This window comes from Mesorhizobium sp. Z1-4, assembly GCF_004000235.1.
Lineage (GTDB): Bacteria > Pseudomonadota > Alphaproteobacteria > Rhizobiales > Rhizobiaceae > RCIO01.
Map to the genome: position 1 here is coordinate 1,294,413 of NZ_RCIO01000001.1, position 17,730 is coordinate 1,312,142.

The window sequence follows — 17,730 nt, forward strand, 5'->3', positions numbered from 1 at the left end:
GAGCGCAAAAGTGCAGAACTTATTAGCACTTCCCTATGAACTGCAGATAGTGCTGGTCGCTGGCTATTTGGGATACAAGGTTTCTTCAGGTGGAAGGGATAAATCATATAGGGCAGAAGATGTTCTCCTGCAAATACTTACGTTTGGATTGATAGCGCGCTCGGCTTCTTTGATCATTGCTCCCGACCTAGAAAATATCGCCGCCGCCGCCGCAATTTCGATCGGTATCTCAGTTTCTACTGGAGCCTTTTGGCGAGGTGTCATTGCGCAATACGCCGTCAGGACGGTCCAGTTTCTTCGCATTTATCGTGACGACCATGAACCCACTGCCTGGGCATCACTGACCTCCGCGAGAGCGAAGTGGACGTTCATTCAGGTTCACGTGAGAGACGGCCGTGTACTCGAGAGTGTATTCGCAACAATACCTTCTCAAGGCCGCCCAAGTCGGGAAATTACGCTGAACGAGGACGGCGTTGTCCTGTATGTGACGGCAATCTATTCAGCTGCGGGTGAAAGGACGCCGCAGGTGATAAAAGGTAACGACAACGATTTCATCGTTACGTTCATCCCCCGATCAGAGATCCAGCAAATCGAAGTGGGTTGGAAGAAATAGTTCATTTCTTTGGTGGTGGTGGCGGTGCTCCTGAACCTGTTGTTGTAGGTTGAGCAGAACTTTGGCCATGACCACCTCCGGACGGAGAGCGCCCTGTGCTCGAACGGCCTGATCCTTGATTTCCAGTTCTTGGGGGCATCGTCTTTGTTTCCCGAATCGAAACTATGTTATTTTAGCATGTAATTTTCCGTAACGCAGACTTTCGTCGCTGAGTTTCTAGCCCAAGCACAACGGCCCGGCGCTTCAGGCAATCGGGTTCGGCTGACCCGTCAGCGGCCCGCCAAGCCGTTCATGCCCGGCAGGATGTTACGCGCGATCGCGAAGACAATCAGCAGTGCGGGAATGGCGATGAAGCCGCCGATTGGGCCCCACAGCCAGATCCAGAACGCCAGCGCTAAAAGCACCAAAAACGGATTGAGCGTCATGGTGCGGCCGATCACCATCGGCGTCACAAACTGCGCCTCGATCAGATTGACGCCGAGATAGGCGAGCGGCGGCAGGATGCTGTCGGTAATCGTGGAGCCGATCGACAGGCCGACTGCGAACATAATGACCGCCATCACGACCGGGCCAATATAGATGACGAAATTCAGCAGGCCGGCGAGAGCGCCCCAAAGCAGCGGCGAGGGAACCCCGATGAGCCAAAGCACCAGCGCAACGGCGGCCCCTAGCCCGACATTGATCGCAGTGATCGACAGCAGATAGCGCGAAACCAGCGTTTCCACGTCGCGGAAGATGTGGGCCACGCGCCAGCGCAGGCGGCGATTGACGCAGATGCGCAGCAGCGTGAGACGAATGTCGTTGCGGGTGGCAACGAAGAAATAGAGGCTCGCCATGAAAAGCAGCATCTGCGCGACCAGCGCCGGCGCCAGCACAGCGACATCCTCGACGCCCGCGCCTTCCTGCTCGACCTTCAGCGTGGAGGTGGAGCCGCCCATCAGCGAACCCATCTCTTCCTGAAGGTTTTTCAGCGCATTGATCGGCCCGCGCAACTCGGCGAGGTGGATTTGCAGGCGGTTCCAGATGCGCGGCAGCTCACCTGCCCAGAAGGAAAGCGGGCCCATCAGCGCAATCGCAAGCAGGCACACCACCACGACAAACAAAAGCACGACCGCGGCCGAGGACAGCCAGCTCGGCGTACCGCGCCGCTCAAGCCAGGTTGCGACCGGGCCCAGCATCAGGCCGACCGTTACCGCCAGCGCGACCGGCATCAGGATGAATGCTCCCGCATGAAGCGCGAAGATGGCGCCAATCACGCCGAGCAATATGACTGCAGCCGACGATGCGCGACCGAGCAGGACGTCGATGTCGACCCTGAGCGGCACACGAGCGATCGGCGGGAGTTTGGTCTCGGGCTTCTTCATCTGGCAGCTCGATTGAACGCGAATTGGGGCCGGATAACGACCCGCGCCCCAACTTCACATTGCGGACCGTGCCTGTATAAATACCCCGAATAAAGCGGAGGCGTCCCTTTTGAATAAGAAATTCATGTTCTTGACTGCGCTTGGCCTGCTTGTCGCAGCTTGTCAGGCGCCGCAAAGCGTACAGGATTTCTCCAACAAACAAATGGGCCGCTATGCCGTCGGCAAATCCTACGCGCAAGTCGCTTCCACGCCCGACTTCGAGGAAGATTCGCTTGGCCGCGTGAAACTTTACGGCGAGCCGATCGGCTCATTCGTGCTTGCCTCGGGCCAGATCGTGCACCGGCACATCAAGCGCTATGCTGCCGGCGGCGTCAGCACGGATTTCGGCTTTATCCGGCAGAGCGAAAAGCTGCGTTACCAATATCGCCTGGCCTATTTTCTGGTCGGACAGGATGGCGTTGTGAAGGACATGGCGCTCGGCACGGTGCCCGGGGAAACCAACAAATGCGTCGGCTATTTCTTCGGTATCGTCCAGAATTGCGAAGGTGGCGAAACGCCTGCGCAATCGCTGGCGATTTTCGATCAGGTGGTGCGTACGCAGAACGGCCAGCCGATCAGTGCCTGGGGACCGCCGGCGACGGCACCTGCCCCTCCTTCGGCCGCTGCAGCGGGCAGCGGCTGAATCTCGACACCGGCCCAAGGGCATTGTATTTGCTTGTCTCATGGCGCTCGACATCAAAATCTGCGGCCTGAAAACGCCCGAAACCATCGCCGCCGCGCTTGACGGCGGCGCCAGCCATATAGGTTTCATCTTTTTCGCCAAAAGCCCGCGCTATCTGGCTCCCGAACTCGCGGGCGACCTCAGGCTTGCCGCGCGGGGCCAGGCGGATGCGGTGGCCGTCACCGTGGATGCCGACAACGCGTTTCTCGACGAGATCGTGCTCGCCATGTCGCCCGACATGCTGCAGCTCCACGGCCGCGAAACGCCGGAACGGGTGGCAGCGATCCGCGCGCGCTACAGCCTCCCAGTGATGAAGGCGTTCTCCGTTTCGGAAGCCGGCGATCTCGACAGGATCGCCGCATATCGCGACGTGGCCGACCGGTTTCTGCTCGATGCCAAGCCGCCGAAAGGCTCCGAGCTTCCGGGCGGCAACGGTGTCACCTTCGACTGGCGCATACTCACCGCCCTTGACGCGGATATCGACTACATGCTTTCCGGAGGGCTCAACGCCGCCAATATCGGCGAGGCCCTGCAACTGGCGAACCCGCCCGGGATAGACATTTCCTCCGGCGTCGAAAGTGCGCCGGGCGTCAAGGATGTGGGGCTGATCAGAGATTTCTTCGGGGCCGTGCAGGAAGCGCAATCGACAAGCGCAGCCTGACTGGCCCGAACAGCCAGGAGGCCGGGCCATGAATAAGCCGGCATTGCCGAATTCCTTCCGCAACGGACCCGACGAACAGGGAATGTTCGGCATGTTCGGAGGCCGTTTCGTCGCCGAAACGCTGATGCCGCTGATCCTGGATCTCGAAAACCACTGGAACGAGGCCAAGAACGACCCCGCATTCAAGGCCGAGATCGAGCAGCTCAACAAACACTATACGGGCCGGCCCTCGCCGCTCTATTTCGCCGAAAGGCTGACGGAGCATCTCGGCGGCGCAAAGATCTATTTCAAGCGTGACGAGCTGAACCACACAGGCTCGCACAAGATCAACAATTGCCTCGGCCAGATCCTGCTCGCCAGGCGCATGGGCAAGAAGCGCATCATCGCCGAGACGGGTGCCGGGCAGCATGGCGTTGCCTCCGCCACGGTCGCAGCGCGCTTCGGTTATCCCTGCGTGGTCTATATGGGTGCCACCGACGTGGAACGTCAGGCGCCCAACGTGTTCCGCATGAAGCTGCTCGGTGCGGAGGTGCGCCCTGTGACGTCGGGCCACGGCACTCTCAAGGACGCGATGAACGAGGCGCTGCGCGACTGGGTGACCAATGTCGAGGACACCTATTATCTCATCGGCACCGCCGCCGGCCCGCACCCGTATCCGGAGCTCGTGCGCGAGTTCCAATCGGTGATCGGGCGCGAGGTGCGCGAGCAAATGAAGGAAGCCGAAGGACGACTGCCCGATATGCTGGTTGCGGCTGTCGGCGGCGGCTCCAACGCCATTGGTCTTTTCCATCCGTTCCTGGACGATGAGGACGTGCAGATCGTGGGCGTGGAAGCCGGCGGTAAGGGACTTTCGGGCGAGGAGCATTGCGCCTCGCTGACGGCCGGACGGCCGGGCGTGCTGCATGGCAACCGCACCTATCTGCTGCAGAATGAAGACGGCCAGATCAATGAGGGCCACTCGATTTCGGCCGGGCTCGACTATCCCGGCATCGGTCCTGAGCATTCCTGGCTGAAGGATAGCGGCCGGGTGGACTATGTGCCGATCATGGACGACGAGGCGCTGGAGGCGTTCCAGCTGCTCACCCGTCTCGAGGGCATCATCCCGGCGCTGGAGCCGGCCCATGCGCTGGCCGAGGTGGTCAAGCGGGCGCCGAAAATGGCGAAAGACCAGATCATCGTGATGAACCTCTGCGGCCGCGGCGACAAGGATGTGTTCACGGTCGGCAAGATTCTCGGACATGAGCTATAATACGGGCGTTGAGCAAGCAGCCGGGAGGCAAGCCAGCCATGTTCGAGATTTACCGTTCGAAGCAGAACCCGCAGCATTATGTGGCGATACGCGCGGACGATACGCGCGAAAATCCGAAAGGTATCCGCGAAAGCCGCAACCTTGCGCTGATGACGCGGATCGAGGACGACGACGCCAAACGCATCGCCTTCGACGGCGGCGAGGCCATGAGCCGGATCGCCCGCGACGGCTTCTATGCATTCGCCGTGACCATACAGGTGCGCGAGGGCGTGGAATGATCGAGCTTTTCGTGGTCTATGCCAGCCCCGAGGAAGCGCAGGATCAGTCGCGGCAGGTGATCGAGGCCGGTCTCGCCAACTCCGCGATCATGGTCGGTGCACGGGCGCAAAGTCACTGGAGCCACCTGGACGAAGCCGCGACTTTGGCGGTCTACAAGATCTATGACGACGAAACCGCACCGGCGGCAGCCGCCTTCATTGCCGAAATTCACCCGAGCGAGGAACCGGAAATCCTTCGCGGATCCTCGGGTAACGGTTCGGGACGCTAGAGCTCACGGGAAAACCGCATGACCACACGCATTGACCGCCGCTTTGCGGCACTGAAGGCCGAGGGCCGGCCGGGGCTCGTCACCTATTTCATGGGCGGCGATCCCGACTATGAGACCTCGCTGTCGATTATGAAGGCACTGCCCAAAGCGGGTGCCGACGTTATCGAGCTCGGTATGCCCTTTTCGGACCCGATGGCCGACGGACCGGCGATCCAGGCGGCGGGCCTGCGCGCACTCAAGGGCGGGCAGACACTGGCCAAGACGCTGGCGATGGCCGCGGACTTCCGCAAGCACGATGAAGACACGCCGATCGTGATGATGGGCTATTACAATCCGATCTATGTCTACGGCGTCGAGCGGTTCCTGACGGACGCCAAGGCTTCCGGCGTCGACGGGCTGATCGTGGTCGACCTGCCGCCGGAGATGGATGAGGAATTGTGCGTTCCCGCACTCAAGGCCGGGCTCAACTTCATTCGCCTGGCAACGCCGACAACCGACGAAAAGCGCATGCCGGCAGTTCTCAGCAACACATCCGGCTTCGTCTATTATGTGTCGATGACCGGCATCACTGGTTCTGCGCTGCCCGATACCACAAAGGTCGGCGCGGCGGTGGACCGCATCAAGGCCCACACCGACCTGCCGGTCTGCGTGGGCTTCGGCGTCAAGACGTCCGAGCAGGCACGCGCAATCGGGGCATCGGCGGACGGCGTGGTGGTGGGGACCGCCATCGTGAACGCGGTGGCAAACGTGCTCACCGCCGACGGCAGGAAAACGGCCGATCCCGCAGAGGCGGTGGCGACACTGGTCGGAGGCCTCGCACAGGGCGTGCGTCAGGCCCGCCTTGCCGCCGCCCAATAGTTTCTTCATGTATCGCCGCAGCGTATCCGCGAAGGGAGACCGCATATGAACTGGATCACCAACTTCGTCCGGCCGAAGATCAACTCGATCCTCGGGCGGCGGGACATGCCGGAAAATCTCTGGATCAAGGACCCCGAAACCGGGGAGATGGTGTTCCACAAGGACCTGGAGGAAAACCAATTCGTTATTCCTTCCTCCGGCCACCACATGCGCATTTCGGCCATGGAGCGGCTGGAGCATTTTTTCGACAATGGCGCTTTCGAGACGCTCGATATTCCGAAAGTGGTCGCGGACCCGCTGCGGTTCCGTGACGAAAAGCGTTATGTCGACCGCCTGAAAGAGGCGCGCAGCAAGACCGCTCTCGAAGACGCCGTGCTTGCCGCACAAGGTACGATCGAAGAGCTGCCGATTGTCGCGGTGGTTCAGGACTTTGCCTTTATGGGCGGCTCGCTCGGCATGGCAGCGGGCGAAACCATCATCAAGGCGTTCGAGACCGCTCTTGCGGAGAAGCGTCCGCTGGTTCTGTTCGCCGCGTCGGGTGGCGCGCGCATGCAGGAAGGCATCCTTTCGCTCATGCAGCTTCCGCGCACGACCGTTGCCCTCGACCGCCTGAAAGAGGCCGGGCTGCCCTATATTGTCGTTCTGACCAACCCGACCACCGGCGGCGTGACGGCGTCCTACGCCATGCTGGGCGACATACACATCGCCGAACCCGGTGCACTGATCGGCTTTGCCGGCCCCCGTGTGATCGAGCAGACGATCCGGGAAAAGCTGCCGGAAGGCTTTCAGCGCGCGGAATATCTGATGGAACACGGCATGGTCGACATGGTCGTGTCGCGGCTGGAAATGAAGGCAACTGTCGCGCGGCTGCTGCGGATGCTCCTGAAGTCGCCCCTGCCCGAGACGGCAGATGCCGAACCGCAGGAGCCGGAAGCGCCCGCACTGCCGGCGCCCCAAGCCGCGAGCGAGCAACCGGCGGCCCAGTGACCGCGACAATTGCTAATCCAACCCGCCTGCCATCGAGCGAGTATTATTTATGACGACGCTCACCGCCGAGCAGGAAATCGATCGGCTGATGTCGCTGCATCAGAAGGGCATCGACCTTTCGCTCGACCGCATCAGGCGGCTGCTTGAACAACTCGGCCATCCCGAGCGGCGACTGCCTCCGGTAATCCACATCGCCGGCACCAACGGCAAAGGCTCGGCGGTAGCGTTCTCGCGCGCACTTCTGGAGGCAGCCGGCTACACGGTGCATGCGCACACCTCGCCGCATCTCGTGCGCTGGCACGAGCGCTACAGGATCGCGGAAAAGGGCGGCGGACGGCTTGTCTCCGACGCCGTGCTGGCTGACGCCATCCACCGTGCCGCGGACGCCAATGGCGACAACCCGGCCACAGTGTTTGAAATCCTGACCGCCGTCGCTTTTCTGCTGTTTTCCGAACATGAAGCCGATGCCACGATCATGGAGGTCGGACTTGGCGGGCGTTTCGACGCCACCAATGTCATCGACAATCCCGCCGTGTCGGTAATCATGCCCATTTCGCTCGATCACGAGGCTTATCTCGGCGACCGGGTCGAGCTCATTGCCGCGGAGAAGGCGGGCATCATCAAACCCGGTGTTCCCGTGGTGATCGGCGCGCAGCAAAGCGAGACCGCACGGGACGTATTGATCGAGACTGCGGCGCGGGTGGGTGCGCCGGCCATCGTCTACGGCACCGACTTTCTCGCCCATGAAGAAAACGGGCGGCTGATCTATCAGGATGAACACGGGCTGATGGACATCGTACTGCCGCGTCTGCAGGGACGGCATCAGATTGCCAATGCGGCGGCTGCCATCGCGGCGGTTCGGACCGCCGGTTTTGCCATCGATGCCGAAGTCGCCGACCGGGCCATGAGCAGCGTGAGCTGGCCGGGACGGCTGCAGAAGCTGCCTGAGGGGCGGCTTTGGGACAATGCGCCCGAAGGAGCGGAAATCTGGATCGATGGCGGACACAATCCCGGCGCCGGGCTCGTGATCGCCGAGGCACTGGCCGGCGAGGAAGAACGGTTTTCGCGGCCGCTGTTCCTGATTGCCGGCATGTTGAACACCAAGGACCAGAGCGGGTTTTTCCGGGCGTTCGAAGACATGGCGCGCCATGTCTATACCGTGCCGGTCGAATCCAGCGACGCCGGCGTGCAACCGTCGGAGCTCGCCGTTCAGGCCATGGAGGCGGGGCTGTCGGCCGAGCCGGTTGCGTCGGTCGAAAATGCACTGAAGCTGTTGCGCGATACCTGGGACGAGGAAGAAGCTCCGCCGCGCGTCCTGATCTGCGGGTCGCTTTATCTCATCGGCGCGGTGCTGGAAGCCAACGGCACGCTGCCCGCATAAACGGAAAACGCGGCGGGAATTCTCCCGCCGCGCCGGTATTCAGCAAATTTGAAGTCGATCAGCCGACCGCGCCGCCAATCCAGGCCGAGAGAGCCGTCTTGGGAGCGGCGCCGACTTTCATGTCAGCGACTTCACCGCCCTTGAAGAGCATGAGCGTCGGGATGGAGCGCACGCCATACTGCGCTGCGAGCTCGGGATTTTCGTCAATATTGAGCTTGGCGACCTTGATCTTGCCGTTCATCTCGGTGGCGATCTCATCCAGCGAGGGGGCGATCATCTTGCACGGGCCGCACCAATCGGCCCAGAAATCCACGACGACCGGCTCGGCGGCGTCCAACACTTCGCTCTTGAAGCTGTTGTTGTCGACTTTTACGGTGGCCATTGACGGCACTCCTTGCATGTTCCGAAGTTGATCCAGATGTGGGCTTTCAGGCGCGCTCCGTCAAGCGGCAGCAAGTCACGGGGTGGTGAGCGCCGCAAGCGCCGCGTCAAGCGCCTGCGGTTCGAGCGGGATAAAGATCGGGCCCTCCGTAAAAAGGAGCGCGGCGCGCACCGTGCGCCCGGGATAAACCGGCTCGAGCAGGGCGCGGTAGACCGCAAGCTGCCGCACGTGGTTTTCCGGCACTTCCGCCGCATTGCGCGGCACCACGCGCCCGGTCTTGTAGTCGACGATCAACACCTCATTCTCCGAAACCGCGAGCCGGTCGACCTTGCCCGACACCGACCAGCTGCGTCCGCCAACCTCGATCTCGCCCATCAGCGAAACTTCCGCGCGGGAGCCGGGCGCAAACACATCAGCGAAGGCGGGATCCGACAAAATCGCGCCGACCGATTCGGCCAGACGGTCGCGCTCGGCCTGCGGCCAGGCCGACGCAACACTGCTCAGATAGCGGGCAAGCGCAGCCGGCCGTTCCTTCTCCGGCACGGACGGCAGAAGCTGCAAGAGCCGGTGGATCGCGATTCCGCGGGCCTGCGCGAGCGAAGGCTCGCGTACCGGATCGAGCACCGGGGACGCGCCCGTTCCGGCAGGCTCCGCATTCCCGTCTTCGACCATCAGGCCGGTGCCGGAGGGGCGGAGCGGCGGCGGAAGCTTCGGGGCCGCCGGCAAAGGACCGAGGGGATCGGGGGCGGCAGCCACGGCCGGCGGCTCGACGACCGGAATGTTGCCCACCGTGGCATCTGTGCCATCAAAGGGTGTGTACCGGAAGCGCAGAACGGGCGCGTCCGAGCCCTGCCTTTCGCGTGTTTCGGTGTAGTCGGAACCCTTGAGCGCAGCTTCCACCATGCCATGCCAGGAAAGCGCGGGGCGGCCGCGAACGCCGTGATATCCGCATACGATCAGCCGATCCTCGGCGCGCGTCATGCCGACGTAAAGCAGGCGCCGGTATTCTTCTTCGGCGGCGTCACGGATCGCCGTGCCCCGGCCTTTCGCAAAGGGATTTGCGGCACCCGGGCCGGCGCGCCACAGGTAGCCCTCGCCCTTCCAGCGGCCGTTTCGGGAGCGAAACGGCATAAGCACCGGAAGGTGTTGCGTATGAAACGCCTCGCTGCCCGGGTCGACCAGAAAAACGATCGGGGCCTCCAGCCCCTTGGAGGCGTGGACTGTCATGATCCGCACTTCGTCGCGGCTCTGATCCATCTCGCGCTTGATCTCCGGCGCTGATTCGTCGAGTGCGGCCAGCAATGCTTCCAACCCGTCGCCGCCGGTCTGTTCGATCGCCAGGCAGAAGCTCAGAAATTCGTCGATGACGTCGCCTGCCTCGGCGCCGAGGCGCGCCACAAGCTTCGCGCGTACAGCCGGCGTTCCGGGTGCACCGGCCAGCAGACCGGCATAGAATTCGAACACCGGCAGAAAAGCGGCGCTGTCGCGCCAGGTCTCCAACGTCCCGGCAACATTTGCGAGGAGCAAATCGGCCTCTGCGTGGTGGCGCAAAGACGAATAGAGCGACCGGTTGCCCCGATCGTGCGCGAGCGCAAACAGCTCACTGTCGCTTAGGCCGAAGATCGGACTGCGCAGCAGTGCGGCCAGCGATAGATCGTCCTCCGGCTGCTGCACGAAGCGCGCAATCGCCAGCAGATCCTTCACCGCGATATGATCGGTCAGCACCAGCCGGTCGGCCCCAGCCACCGGTACGGCTCGGCTGGCATCCTTCAAGGCGCGGGTCAGCGCATGAACGAAACTTCCGCGCTTGCGCACCAGAACCAGAATATCTCCCGGCGCGACACGGCGCTTCTGGCCTTCCAGAATCTCACCTTCGCGCAGCCAGCCGCTGATGGTGTCTGCAATCGACTCCGCCAGCCGCACCGAAGGTGCCGATGCGTGGTCGACCGGCTGCGTCCAGTCGTCCGGTTCCTCCACGGTTTCCGGGCCAAGCGAAGGCCACGCCTCGACATAGCCGGGCTCGCCCGTGCGGATGCCGTCATGCGCGATCAGGCCGGGGTCGCGCGTCAGCCCCTTGCGCCTGATCTCGTCGGCAAACACCAGATCGACCGCCTGCAGCACATCGTCGGTGGAACGGAACGAACGGGTGAGCCGTACCTGCTCAAAACGGGCTTCCGCCTCCGCCACGCTGCTCGCAAATTGATGGCCGCTTTCGGCAAAGGCGGCCGGTTCCGCGCCCTGGAAGGAGTAAATCGACTGCTTTTCGTCACCGACGGCGAAGATCGTGCGGCGGACGTGGTCGCGCGCACCGCGCCCGGCGAAGAACTCGGCGGCAAGGCTCTTCACTACACGCCACTGTTCGGGGCTGGTGTCTTGCGCCTCGTCGATCAGAATGTGGTCGATGCCCTGATCGAGCTTGTATTGCACCCATGCGCCGGCATCGGCACGGGCAAGAAGCGCCGATGTACGACCGATCAGATCGTTGAAATCGAGAAAACCGCGGGCGCTTTTGATGCGCTCGTACCGTGCGATCAGCCAATCGGCGATGGTAAGCGCCGACCCTGTGGCTTCGACCATGCGGAAAAGCGCCAGCCGGTCGCGTGCCGCGATGATGTGCCTGGCCGTTTCCATATAACGATCGGAAAGGTCGGGCATTTCGATCCGGAGCGCCTTCTTGAACCTTGACGCTGCGTAGGGCTGGCCGTCGGTCGCCTTGAGGAAGCCTTTCACCAGATGGTCGAGCCGCCTTTCAGCCGAGCTTTCGGCGAATGCCGCGGACATTTCAGGCAGCATGTCGTTGACCACAGCGGCGGCACCCGAAAGCTGTGCTTCTTCCGCGAAACGCCGCAAATATGCCGAATCGAACTGCGGCAGCGGCCAGACGGCAGCCGCCACGCTTTCGGCCGTATCGTCCAACGCGAAACCGAACTCGGTGCGCAGAACCGAAAAACCACCGTCTTCGTCGCGCACCTCCGCGATGAAGCGGCGTAATCCGTCGCGATGCCTGACGATTTCACCCATAAGCGCATCCAGGCCGAACTCGCCGGCGGTCGCCAGAATGTCGGGGAAGGCGCGGGCAAGCGCGGGATCATGCCCGGTATCGGCCCCGGCGATCATATCGCGGCGCGCCTCGGCGAGCAGTATATCCTCCTGACGCGAATCCAGCATCTCGAAATGCCCGGCAATGTTGGCCTCGAGCGGAAACTGCTGCAGCACCGCCTCGCAGAAGGCGTGAATGGTCTGGATCTTGAGGCCGCCCGGCGTTTCAAGTGCGCGCGCGAAAAGGCGGCGCGCGGCGGCGAGCTGTTTGGGGCCAGGCGCGTTACCCGTCAGATTGCCGACCACCTGTGCAAGCGGCGCGTCCTCCATCAGCGCCCAGGCGGCGAGATCGCCGAAAACCCGGTTCGCCATGTTCGCGGCCGCCGCGCGCGTATAGGTGAGGCACAGCACCTTCGAAGGCTCGCAGCCGTCGAGAAGCAGGCGAACCACGCGCTGCGAGAGCACATGCGTCTTGCCGGAACCGGCATGCGCCGACACCCAGGCGGAGACGTCGGGCCGCGCGGCGAGCTGCTGCGCGCGAACGGTATCTGCCGGTATGGAGAGTTTTCCGCTCATTCGGGCGGCTCGCCTCCGCCGGAGGCCGACCATTCGAGAACGCGGGCGAGATGATCGTAGTCGCCGTCCGTGTCGCCCTCGCGGAAAGGCAAAGCGCGAGAGATGTAGCCGTTCGATTCGGAACCGTAATGAGCGACAAGCCGTTCCAGCCGTGCCCATGCATCGGCGCAAAGCGTTGCCGCTTTGACCTGTTTCTTCTTGAATTCGAGCACGGTCTCCTCAAACACGCCGCCATTCGCTTTGAGCCGCACATAGGCCAGTTCGTGCGGTTTTCGCTTGCCTGCTTCTTCAAATGCACCCCGGGCCAGCAGCGCGCCTTCCAGAGCCAGCTGCGGCGAAAGCAGCGTGTGCGCCTGGCCTTTCGAGGGGTAGGAGCCGGTCTTGTAGTCGAGAATGTCGGCCTCACCGCCCGCCAGCAGGTCGATGCGGTCGGCGCGGCCATGCAAGGTCGCGCCAGTGCGGCCGATCTTCGTTGCCGTTGCATCTACTTCGGTGAGGCGTTTATCAATGTCCGGCGGGCGGTCCCTGCGTTCCCAATCCACCACCGAACCGGCAAGTGCGATGAAACGCGGCCACCACACGGCGTGAACGTCGGGCGGCAGCTGAGCCATCGCAAAGTGCTTGCGGCCGGCTTCGAGCAGCCGCGCTTCCGCGCCAACATCACGCGGGTCCTCGCCGGTCTTGATGAAGGCATGCAGGATGTCGTGGAACAGCGTTCCGCGATCGGCCGCGCCTGGATCGCGAATGAAGGGATCGAGCGGGCGCAGCTCCAGAACACGCTTTGCGTAGACCGCATAGGGGTCGCGGCGCAGCGTCTCGATCTCGGTCACCGAAAAGCGCTTGGGGCGCGCGGCGATTGGCGGCGTCGGGGCCGGGCGCGCAATCGGGCTCATAGCAGGCAGGGCGTCAAGCCGCCGCGCACGGGCGACGAGGGCCGTGCCTCTGCTGCGCAGCTGCGCGGCCGCCGGCGCACCAACATAGGTCAGAAGCCGCTGCATCCAGCGCGAGGCAACCGCCGGCGCGTCGCCGGCGCGCACCGAGCGCGTCAACACCACTTCCGGCATCGCCGCCGCCATCCAGAAATCATGCGCAGCCTGGCCGATGCGGCGTTCGGGCGGTTCGAGTTCCAAGCCGGACTTCATGAGCCGCGACATGAAGCGGTCGGCATTTGCGCGATGCGGCCAGCTGCCTTCGTTGAGACCGCCCAGCACCAACATGTCGACATGCTGCAACCGGGCTTCCAGCGTACCCCAGATCGCGACGCGGCTGTCGGCGCCCTGCGGCGGCTTGACCGCAATGCCGGTGATGAGTGCAACCAGCATGTCCGGCCATTCGGACGCGGCAAACGCCAGCGGTGTGCTGGTGCCGGTGAGCTCGCGCAGGAACTTGACCAGCGCTTCGCCGCCTTCGCCACCATAGAGACGGGCGAGGCCGCCATCGTCAGCTCGGCCGAGGGCCTCGAGCGCCTCGACAGAAAAACGCGCGACATCGCGGAGAGAAACATTGGCATTGCCACGCAATGCGATGAGCGGCGCAAGCGCGTCAGCGGCCGCCTGCATTAGCGCACGCGCATCGGCGATTTCGGCGTCCGCAATGCGCGACAACCAGAACGGCCTGCGCGCCCCCTCACGCGCGAGCGCCGCCCAGCGGGTTTCAAAAAGTACGCTCAGCTCGGCCATGTCGGGTCGGCCGGTGCCGCCACGGAACGCAACCAGCTCGACGATTTCGGCGGCACGCCTGGCCGCAGGACGCGGCATGGAGCAGCACATGAGCGGGTTCTTCAAGAGCGACAGCATCGCGACGGGGTCGCCCGGCGACAGCGCCGCCTCCACCGCGCGCAGCAGAAGTGCCGCTACAGGATAATGCCGCAGCTGCCGGCCGCCGGAATCGTCCGGCTGCAAACCGAAGCGGCGAAGCTCCGCAGCCACCCGCCGTGCCAGCGCCCGGTCCGGCGTCACGAGCGCCGTTTTGCGGCCCTCGCCGGCCGCCCGGCGCAATGCGACAGCGATCGCCAGCGCTTCTTCGTGTTCGTTGGCGGCTTCGACGACCGTGACGTCCTCGAGCGACTTATGCTGCAGCAATGTCCCGGCGACGGTGCGGGACAGCGCCCATTCGCTGGTGGTCTCGGCAGGGCGAAGCGCTTCGCTGAAAAGGCGCGTCCGTGCCGCGAGCGCAGACACGGGTTCGCCGATCGTCGCGACTTCGGTGCGATCGACGCCCAGCGCCCTGGCGAGTTTTGCCAGACCGAATTGCGGGTGGCCAAAGGTGGAAGGCAGGCGCAGCTCCTCGCCGAGCAGCGACCAGGAGCCTTCGTCCATCGCCAGGTCGACGCCCGGCAAAACCACCGCGCCATTGGGCAGGCCGGCAATTGCGGCCAGAAGCCTTGCCGTGGCGGGGATCGAACCTGTGGAACCCGCCGCGATTACCGGGCCGTCAGGCGGGTTGCGTTTCAGCCGCGCGGTTTCGGCATCTATCATCGCGGTCAGATGGGCGCCGGGGCTGGCAAGCCGCCGGGCCTCCAGCTCGGCCGGAAAATACTCGGTCACGATTGCCAGGAAATCGAGCGTGACTTGCCACCAGCCCGCCAGATCGTCGGGCACGAGGCTGCTCAACCGCGACCATTCCGCGCCCTCGATTTCGACCTCGTCCATCAGCGCCGACAGATCACGTGCGAGCCAGATCGCATCTGCGGTTGAAGCCGGCACCACGACATCCTCGCCGAAGCGAGCGCGGATGTGAGCAGGCAGCCTGCCTTTCCAGGCCTGCACCAAAGGCGCCAGCGTCAGCACACGATCGAGCGCACCGATGGGCGGCGCGAGATCGAGTGTATCGGCGGAGACCGGCTCGAACGCGCCGAGGTCCTCTTCGAATTCACCCAGCGGCCTGATCTGCGGCAGGATCGCGGCACGGCCGCCAAGCTTGTCGAGAAAAGCCGCACGAAGCTCGCGCGCGGCACGGCGAGTCGGAACGAAGATCGTGGTTGCGGCCAGCGCCAGCGGATCGTCCGCCGGAGCGCCCGCCACCAGCCGGTTGTGCAAAACGGCATCGGCCAGCGTCGGCAGAAACGCTACTCCGGCCGGAATGGAAAAGACTGTCGGCCCCGCCCGGCCGGTCATGTGCCTGCTGAGCGGTGCAGCACGGCTGCTTCGGCGGCGGCGATTGCATCCGGGGTGCCGACCGTGATCCAGTGGCCCTTCATGACATGGCCGAAGAGGCGACCAGCGGCAATTGCCCGGTCGAAATAGAGATTGAGCGAATGCGGTTCGGCGCGGGCACCGGCAAATATCGCCGGGTTCACGATGGCCGCACCTGCGTATATCAACCCTTCCGGTGCGCCCCCGGCGCGGCTCAGGCGGCCATCTCCGGCAAGAAGGAAGTCGGTTCGGCCCGTATGTCCGGTTGCATTTTCGAGATTGGCGAGCATGAGAAGAATATCCATCTGCGCGCTGTCCCAGGCAAGGGCGAGCTCGGCCAGATTGTCCGCGCCGCCGACCCAGAAGGTGTCGGCGTTGAGGACATAGAACGGTGCCGCGCCGAGCAGCGGCAGCGCCTTGACGATTCCACCGGCAGAATCCAGCAGTTCCTCGCTTTCATCCGAAATCGAAACGTGCGGTGAAGCGCATTCGTCAAGATGCGCGATCAGCTGGGGCGCGAGGTGATGCACGTTGACCACCGCCTCGCCAACGCCAGCGCCAACCAGGGCGTCGAGTCCCCAGTCGATCAGCGGCTTGCCCGCAACCGGCACAAGCGGTTTCGGGATGCGTTCGGTGATAGGAAGCATGCGCTTTCCGAGCCCGGCGGCGAGCACCATGGCCTTGGTGGGTACCTGGCCGGTCATGCCTTGAGAGCCTCGGCAAGACCGATTTCCTGTAGCGCCTGCGCGACCGGCAACAATGAGGGATGGCGCAGCGCCTGAGCAAAATAGGTACGGCAGCGGGGCAGGTGGCGCATGTAGCCCGGCTTGCCGTCGCGCTTGTTGAGGCGCACGAAAATGCCCAGCACCTTGGCGTTGCGCTGCGCCGCCATGATGGCGAACGCTTCATCGAAAGCACCGCGGTCGAACGCGCCCTGCCGGGCGCGCGCCAGCGCATAGGTCGACACCACGGCGGCCTGCAGGTCGGGCGGCACCGTCACGCGCGCATCCATTGCCAGCGAGGCGACATCATAGGCGGCCGGGCCGTAGACGGCGTCCTGGAAATCGATCAGGCCGAGGCGGTCATTGCCGACGCGGTCCGCGCGCCAGATCAGGTTCGGCGAGTGAAAATCGCGCAGCACGATAGTCTTTTCGGCGTGTTCCAGCCGGTCGAGCACTGCATTCCAGGCATCGAAAAAACGCTGCCGCTCTTCACTCGTGATCTGGCGGTTCGCCTCATGCGGCAGATACCAGTCGAGCATCAGCGACAGCTCTATCAGCATCGCCTCGCGATCATAGTCGGGCAGCCGATGCTCCACGCCCTCTGCGACCGGCAGCATATGCGGCCATTTTCCGGCGTGCAGATCGGCCAGAAGACCGGCGGCTGCGAGGTAACGTTCCGGTATCGGCGCACCGTCGGCATCGACAACGCCCTCGTCGCCCAACTGCTCCAGAACGAGCAATCCATTGCCCAGATCCGATGCGTGGATGACGGGCGCGCAAAAGCCAGCGTTCTTCAAGGCCGAGCCGACTGCGACAAAAGGCACGACGGATTCCGCCAGCTTGGCCACCTGGCTGTAGGTCTTGCCACCCTGGATCGGCGGGCCGTCGGGGCGTCGCGGAGCATCCATCAGGATGCGCGTGGCACCATCCGCCATCGTCAGTGTTTCGTAAGCGCGGGTGGAAGCGTCGCCGATCAGATGTGCGCGGCTGGCAGCAGCTTCGCCGGACGCGGCCAGGAACGCGCGAATATCGAAGGAACGCTGGATGCGATCCGCGGCAGGTCCGGATGCCGAAATTCTGGCATCGCGGCCCGCGCCTTCTTCGCCAAGTTCGATCTCGATGGAATTCGCAGGCAGAAGGTCGCCGGCGCGCTCGGGCCATTCGATGAGCACAACACTGCTGGCCGTCGCTTCGTCCAGGCCCAACTCCTCCAGCTCCTCGACCGAGGTCACGCGGTAAAGATCGTAGTGCACAACCGGAAACCGCGCATCGTAGGACTGCACGACCGTGAAGGTCGGGCTTGGCACTTCCATATCGGGCTTTGCCGCGAGTGCGCGAATGATCGCACGCGCCAGCGCGGTCTTGCCGGCACCCAGGTCGCCGCGCAAGGCCACCACATCGCCAGGCCGCAATGCGGCGGCAAGATCGTTACCCAGCAGGGCAGTCGTGGCTTCGTCGGGCAAGAAGCGCCGAAAGTGGCGCACCGGCATCGGCAC

15 protein-coding genes are annotated in these 17,730 nt (G+C 63.7%); 9 read left to right on the top strand and 6 right to left on the bottom strand.

Translation table 11 applies throughout. From position 1 onward, the window contains the following. Nucleotides 1-10 precede the first annotated feature (10 nt). Nucleotides 11-613, top strand: a complete 603-nt coding sequence (locus tag EP165_RS06255) for a hypothetical protein (protein ID WP_127520611.1) — start codon at nt 11-13, stop codon at nt 611-613. 269 nt (nt 614-882) lie between these two features. On the opposite strand, the gene EP165_RS06260 is transcribed toward EP165_RS06255, so the two are convergent. After that, the gene (locus tag EP165_RS06260; RefSeq protein WP_127520612.1) at nt 883-1,977 is read right to left on the bottom strand and encodes an AI-2E family transporter; all 1,095 of its coding nucleotides are present in this window, start codon (nt 1,975-1,977) and stop codon (nt 883-885) included. Nucleotides 1,978-2,086: 109 nt separating this feature from the next. Between EP165_RS06260 and EP165_RS06265 the strand changes: the two genes are divergently transcribed. The 8 genes from EP165_RS06265 to EP165_RS06300 are packed head-to-tail and all read left to right on the top strand — an operon-like array spanning nt 2,087 to nt 8,381. Beyond that, nucleotides 2,087-2,659: a hypothetical protein gene (locus EP165_RS06265; RefSeq protein WP_127520613.1), complete on the top strand. Its 573-nt coding sequence runs from the start codon at nt 2,087-2,089 to the stop codon at nt 2,657-2,659. Nucleotides 2,660-2,699: 40 nt separating this feature from the next. Beyond that, on the top strand, nt 2,700-3,359 hold the full coding sequence (locus EP165_RS06270; RefSeq protein ID WP_127520614.1) for a phosphoribosylanthranilate isomerase: 660 nt from the start codon (nt 2,700-2,702) through the stop codon (nt 3,357-3,359). Between the two features lie 28 nt (nt 3,360-3,387). After that, a complete protein-coding gene (gene trpB, locus EP165_RS06275) occupies nt 3,388-4,608 on the top strand; it encodes a tryptophan synthase subunit beta (RefSeq protein ID WP_127520615.1) in 1,221 nt (406 codons plus the stop codon). 38 nt (nt 4,609-4,646) lie between these two features. Further along, the gene (locus EP165_RS06280) at nt 4,647-4,886 is read left to right on the top strand and encodes a hypothetical protein (RefSeq protein ID WP_127520616.1); all 240 of its coding nucleotides are present in this window, start codon (nt 4,647-4,649) and stop codon (nt 4,884-4,886) included. Continuing rightward, on the top strand, nt 4,883-5,155 hold the full coding sequence (locus EP165_RS06285; RefSeq protein WP_127520617.1) for a hypothetical protein: 273 nt from the start codon (nt 4,883-4,885) through the stop codon (nt 5,153-5,155). Before EP165_RS06280 ends, EP165_RS06285 begins: the two co-directional genes overlap by 4 nt. A gap of 18 nt (nt 5,156-5,173) precedes the next feature. Further along, a complete protein-coding gene (gene trpA, locus EP165_RS06290) occupies nt 5,174-6,013 on the top strand; it encodes a tryptophan synthase subunit alpha (RefSeq protein ID WP_127520618.1) in 840 nt (279 codons plus the stop codon). 45 nt (nt 6,014-6,058) lie between these two features. Then, nucleotides 6,059-7,000, top strand: a complete 942-nt coding sequence (gene accD, locus EP165_RS06295) for an acetyl-CoA carboxylase, carboxyltransferase subunit beta (RefSeq protein ID WP_127520619.1) — start codon at nt 6,059-6,061, stop codon at nt 6,998-7,000. A gap of 49 nt (nt 7,001-7,049) precedes the next feature. Next, nucleotides 7,050-8,381 (top strand): bifunctional folylpolyglutamate synthase/dihydrofolate synthase, encoded by a 1,332-nt coding sequence (locus EP165_RS06300; RefSeq protein WP_127520620.1) that lies wholly within the window; start codon nt 7,050-7,052, stop codon nt 8,379-8,381. Nucleotides 8,382-8,439: 58 nt separating this feature from the next. Here the strand turns inward: EP165_RS06300 and trxA are convergent, their stop codons facing one another. The 5 genes from trxA to tsaE all read right to left on the bottom strand — a co-directional run bounded on the left by trxA (nt 8,440) and on the right by tsaE (nt 17,724). Continuing rightward, the gene (gene trxA, locus EP165_RS06305; protein ID WP_127520621.1) at nt 8,440-8,763 is read right to left on the bottom strand and encodes a thioredoxin; all 324 of its coding nucleotides are present in this window, start codon (nt 8,761-8,763) and stop codon (nt 8,440-8,442) included. Between the two features lie 75 nt (nt 8,764-8,838). Next, nucleotides 8,839-12,378: a double-strand break repair helicase AddA gene (addA, locus tag EP165_RS06310; protein WP_127520622.1), complete on the bottom strand. Its 3,540-nt coding sequence runs from the start codon at nt 12,376-12,378 to the stop codon at nt 8,839-8,841. Next, a complete protein-coding gene (gene addB / locus EP165_RS06315) occupies nt 12,375-15,494 on the bottom strand; it encodes a double-strand break repair protein AddB (RefSeq protein ID WP_127520623.1) in 3,120 nt (1,039 codons plus the stop codon). Before addB ends, addA begins: the two co-directional genes overlap by 4 nt. Beyond that, nucleotides 15,491-16,216, bottom strand: a complete 726-nt coding sequence (locus EP165_RS06320; RefSeq protein ID WP_127520624.1) for a nucleotidyltransferase family protein — start codon at nt 16,214-16,216, stop codon at nt 15,491-15,493. The genes addB and EP165_RS06320 overlap by 4 nt, the downstream gene beginning before the upstream one ends. Continuing rightward, nucleotides 16,213-17,724, bottom strand: a complete 1,512-nt coding sequence (gene tsaE / locus EP165_RS06325; protein ID WP_127520625.1) for a tRNA (adenosine(37)-N6)-threonylcarbamoyltransferase complex ATPase subunit type 1 TsaE — start codon at nt 17,722-17,724, stop codon at nt 16,213-16,215. The genes EP165_RS06320 and tsaE overlap by 4 nt, the downstream gene beginning before the upstream one ends. Between the last annotated feature and the right edge of the window lie 6 nt (nt 17,725-17,730).

Excerpts from the sequence above, each read along its gene's own strand:
- EP165_RS06260 (WP_127520612.1), bottom strand. The coding sequence starts at position 1,977 with ATGAAGAAGCCCGAGACCAAACTCCCGCCGATCGCTCGTGTGCCGCTC.
- EP165_RS06270 (WP_127520614.1), top strand. The coding sequence starts at position 2,700 with ATGGCGCTCGACATCAAAATCTGCGGCCTGAAAACGCCCGAAACCATC.
- trpB (WP_127520615.1), top strand. The coding sequence starts at position 3,388 with ATGAATAAGCCGGCATTGCCGAATTCCTTCCGCAACGGACCCGACGAA.
- EP165_RS06280 (WP_127520616.1), top strand. The coding sequence starts at position 4,647 with ATGTTCGAGATTTACCGTTCGAAGCAGAACCCGCAGCATTATGTGGCG.
- EP165_RS06285 (WP_127520617.1), top strand. The coding sequence starts at position 4,883 with ATGATCGAGCTTTTCGTGGTCTATGCCAGCCCCGAGGAAGCGCAGGAT.
- trpA (WP_127520618.1), top strand. The coding sequence starts at position 5,174 with ATGACCACACGCATTGACCGCCGCTTTGCGGCACTGAAGGCCGAGGGC.
- accD (WP_127520619.1), top strand. The coding sequence starts at position 6,059 with ATGAACTGGATCACCAACTTCGTCCGGCCGAAGATCAACTCGATCCTC.
- EP165_RS06300 (WP_127520620.1), top strand. The coding sequence starts at position 7,050 with ATGACGACGCTCACCGCCGAGCAGGAAATCGATCGGCTGATGTCGCTG.
- trxA (WP_127520621.1), bottom strand. The coding sequence starts at position 8,763 with ATGGCCACCGTAAAAGTCGACAACAACAGCTTCAAGAGCGAAGTGTTG.
- addA (WP_127520622.1), bottom strand. The coding sequence starts at position 12,378 with ATGAGCGGAAAACTCTCCATACCGGCAGATACCGTTCGCGCGCAGCAG.
- addB (WP_127520623.1), bottom strand. The coding sequence starts at position 15,494 with ATGACCGGCCGGGCGGGGCCGACAGTCTTTTCCATTCCGGCCGGAGTA.
- EP165_RS06320 (WP_127520624.1), bottom strand. The coding sequence starts at position 16,216 with ATGACCGGCCAGGTACCCACCAAGGCCATGGTGCTCGCCGCCGGGCTC.
- tsaE (WP_127520625.1), bottom strand. The coding sequence starts at position 17,724 with ATGCCGGTGCGCCACTTTCGGCGCTTCTTGCCCGACGAAGCCACGACT.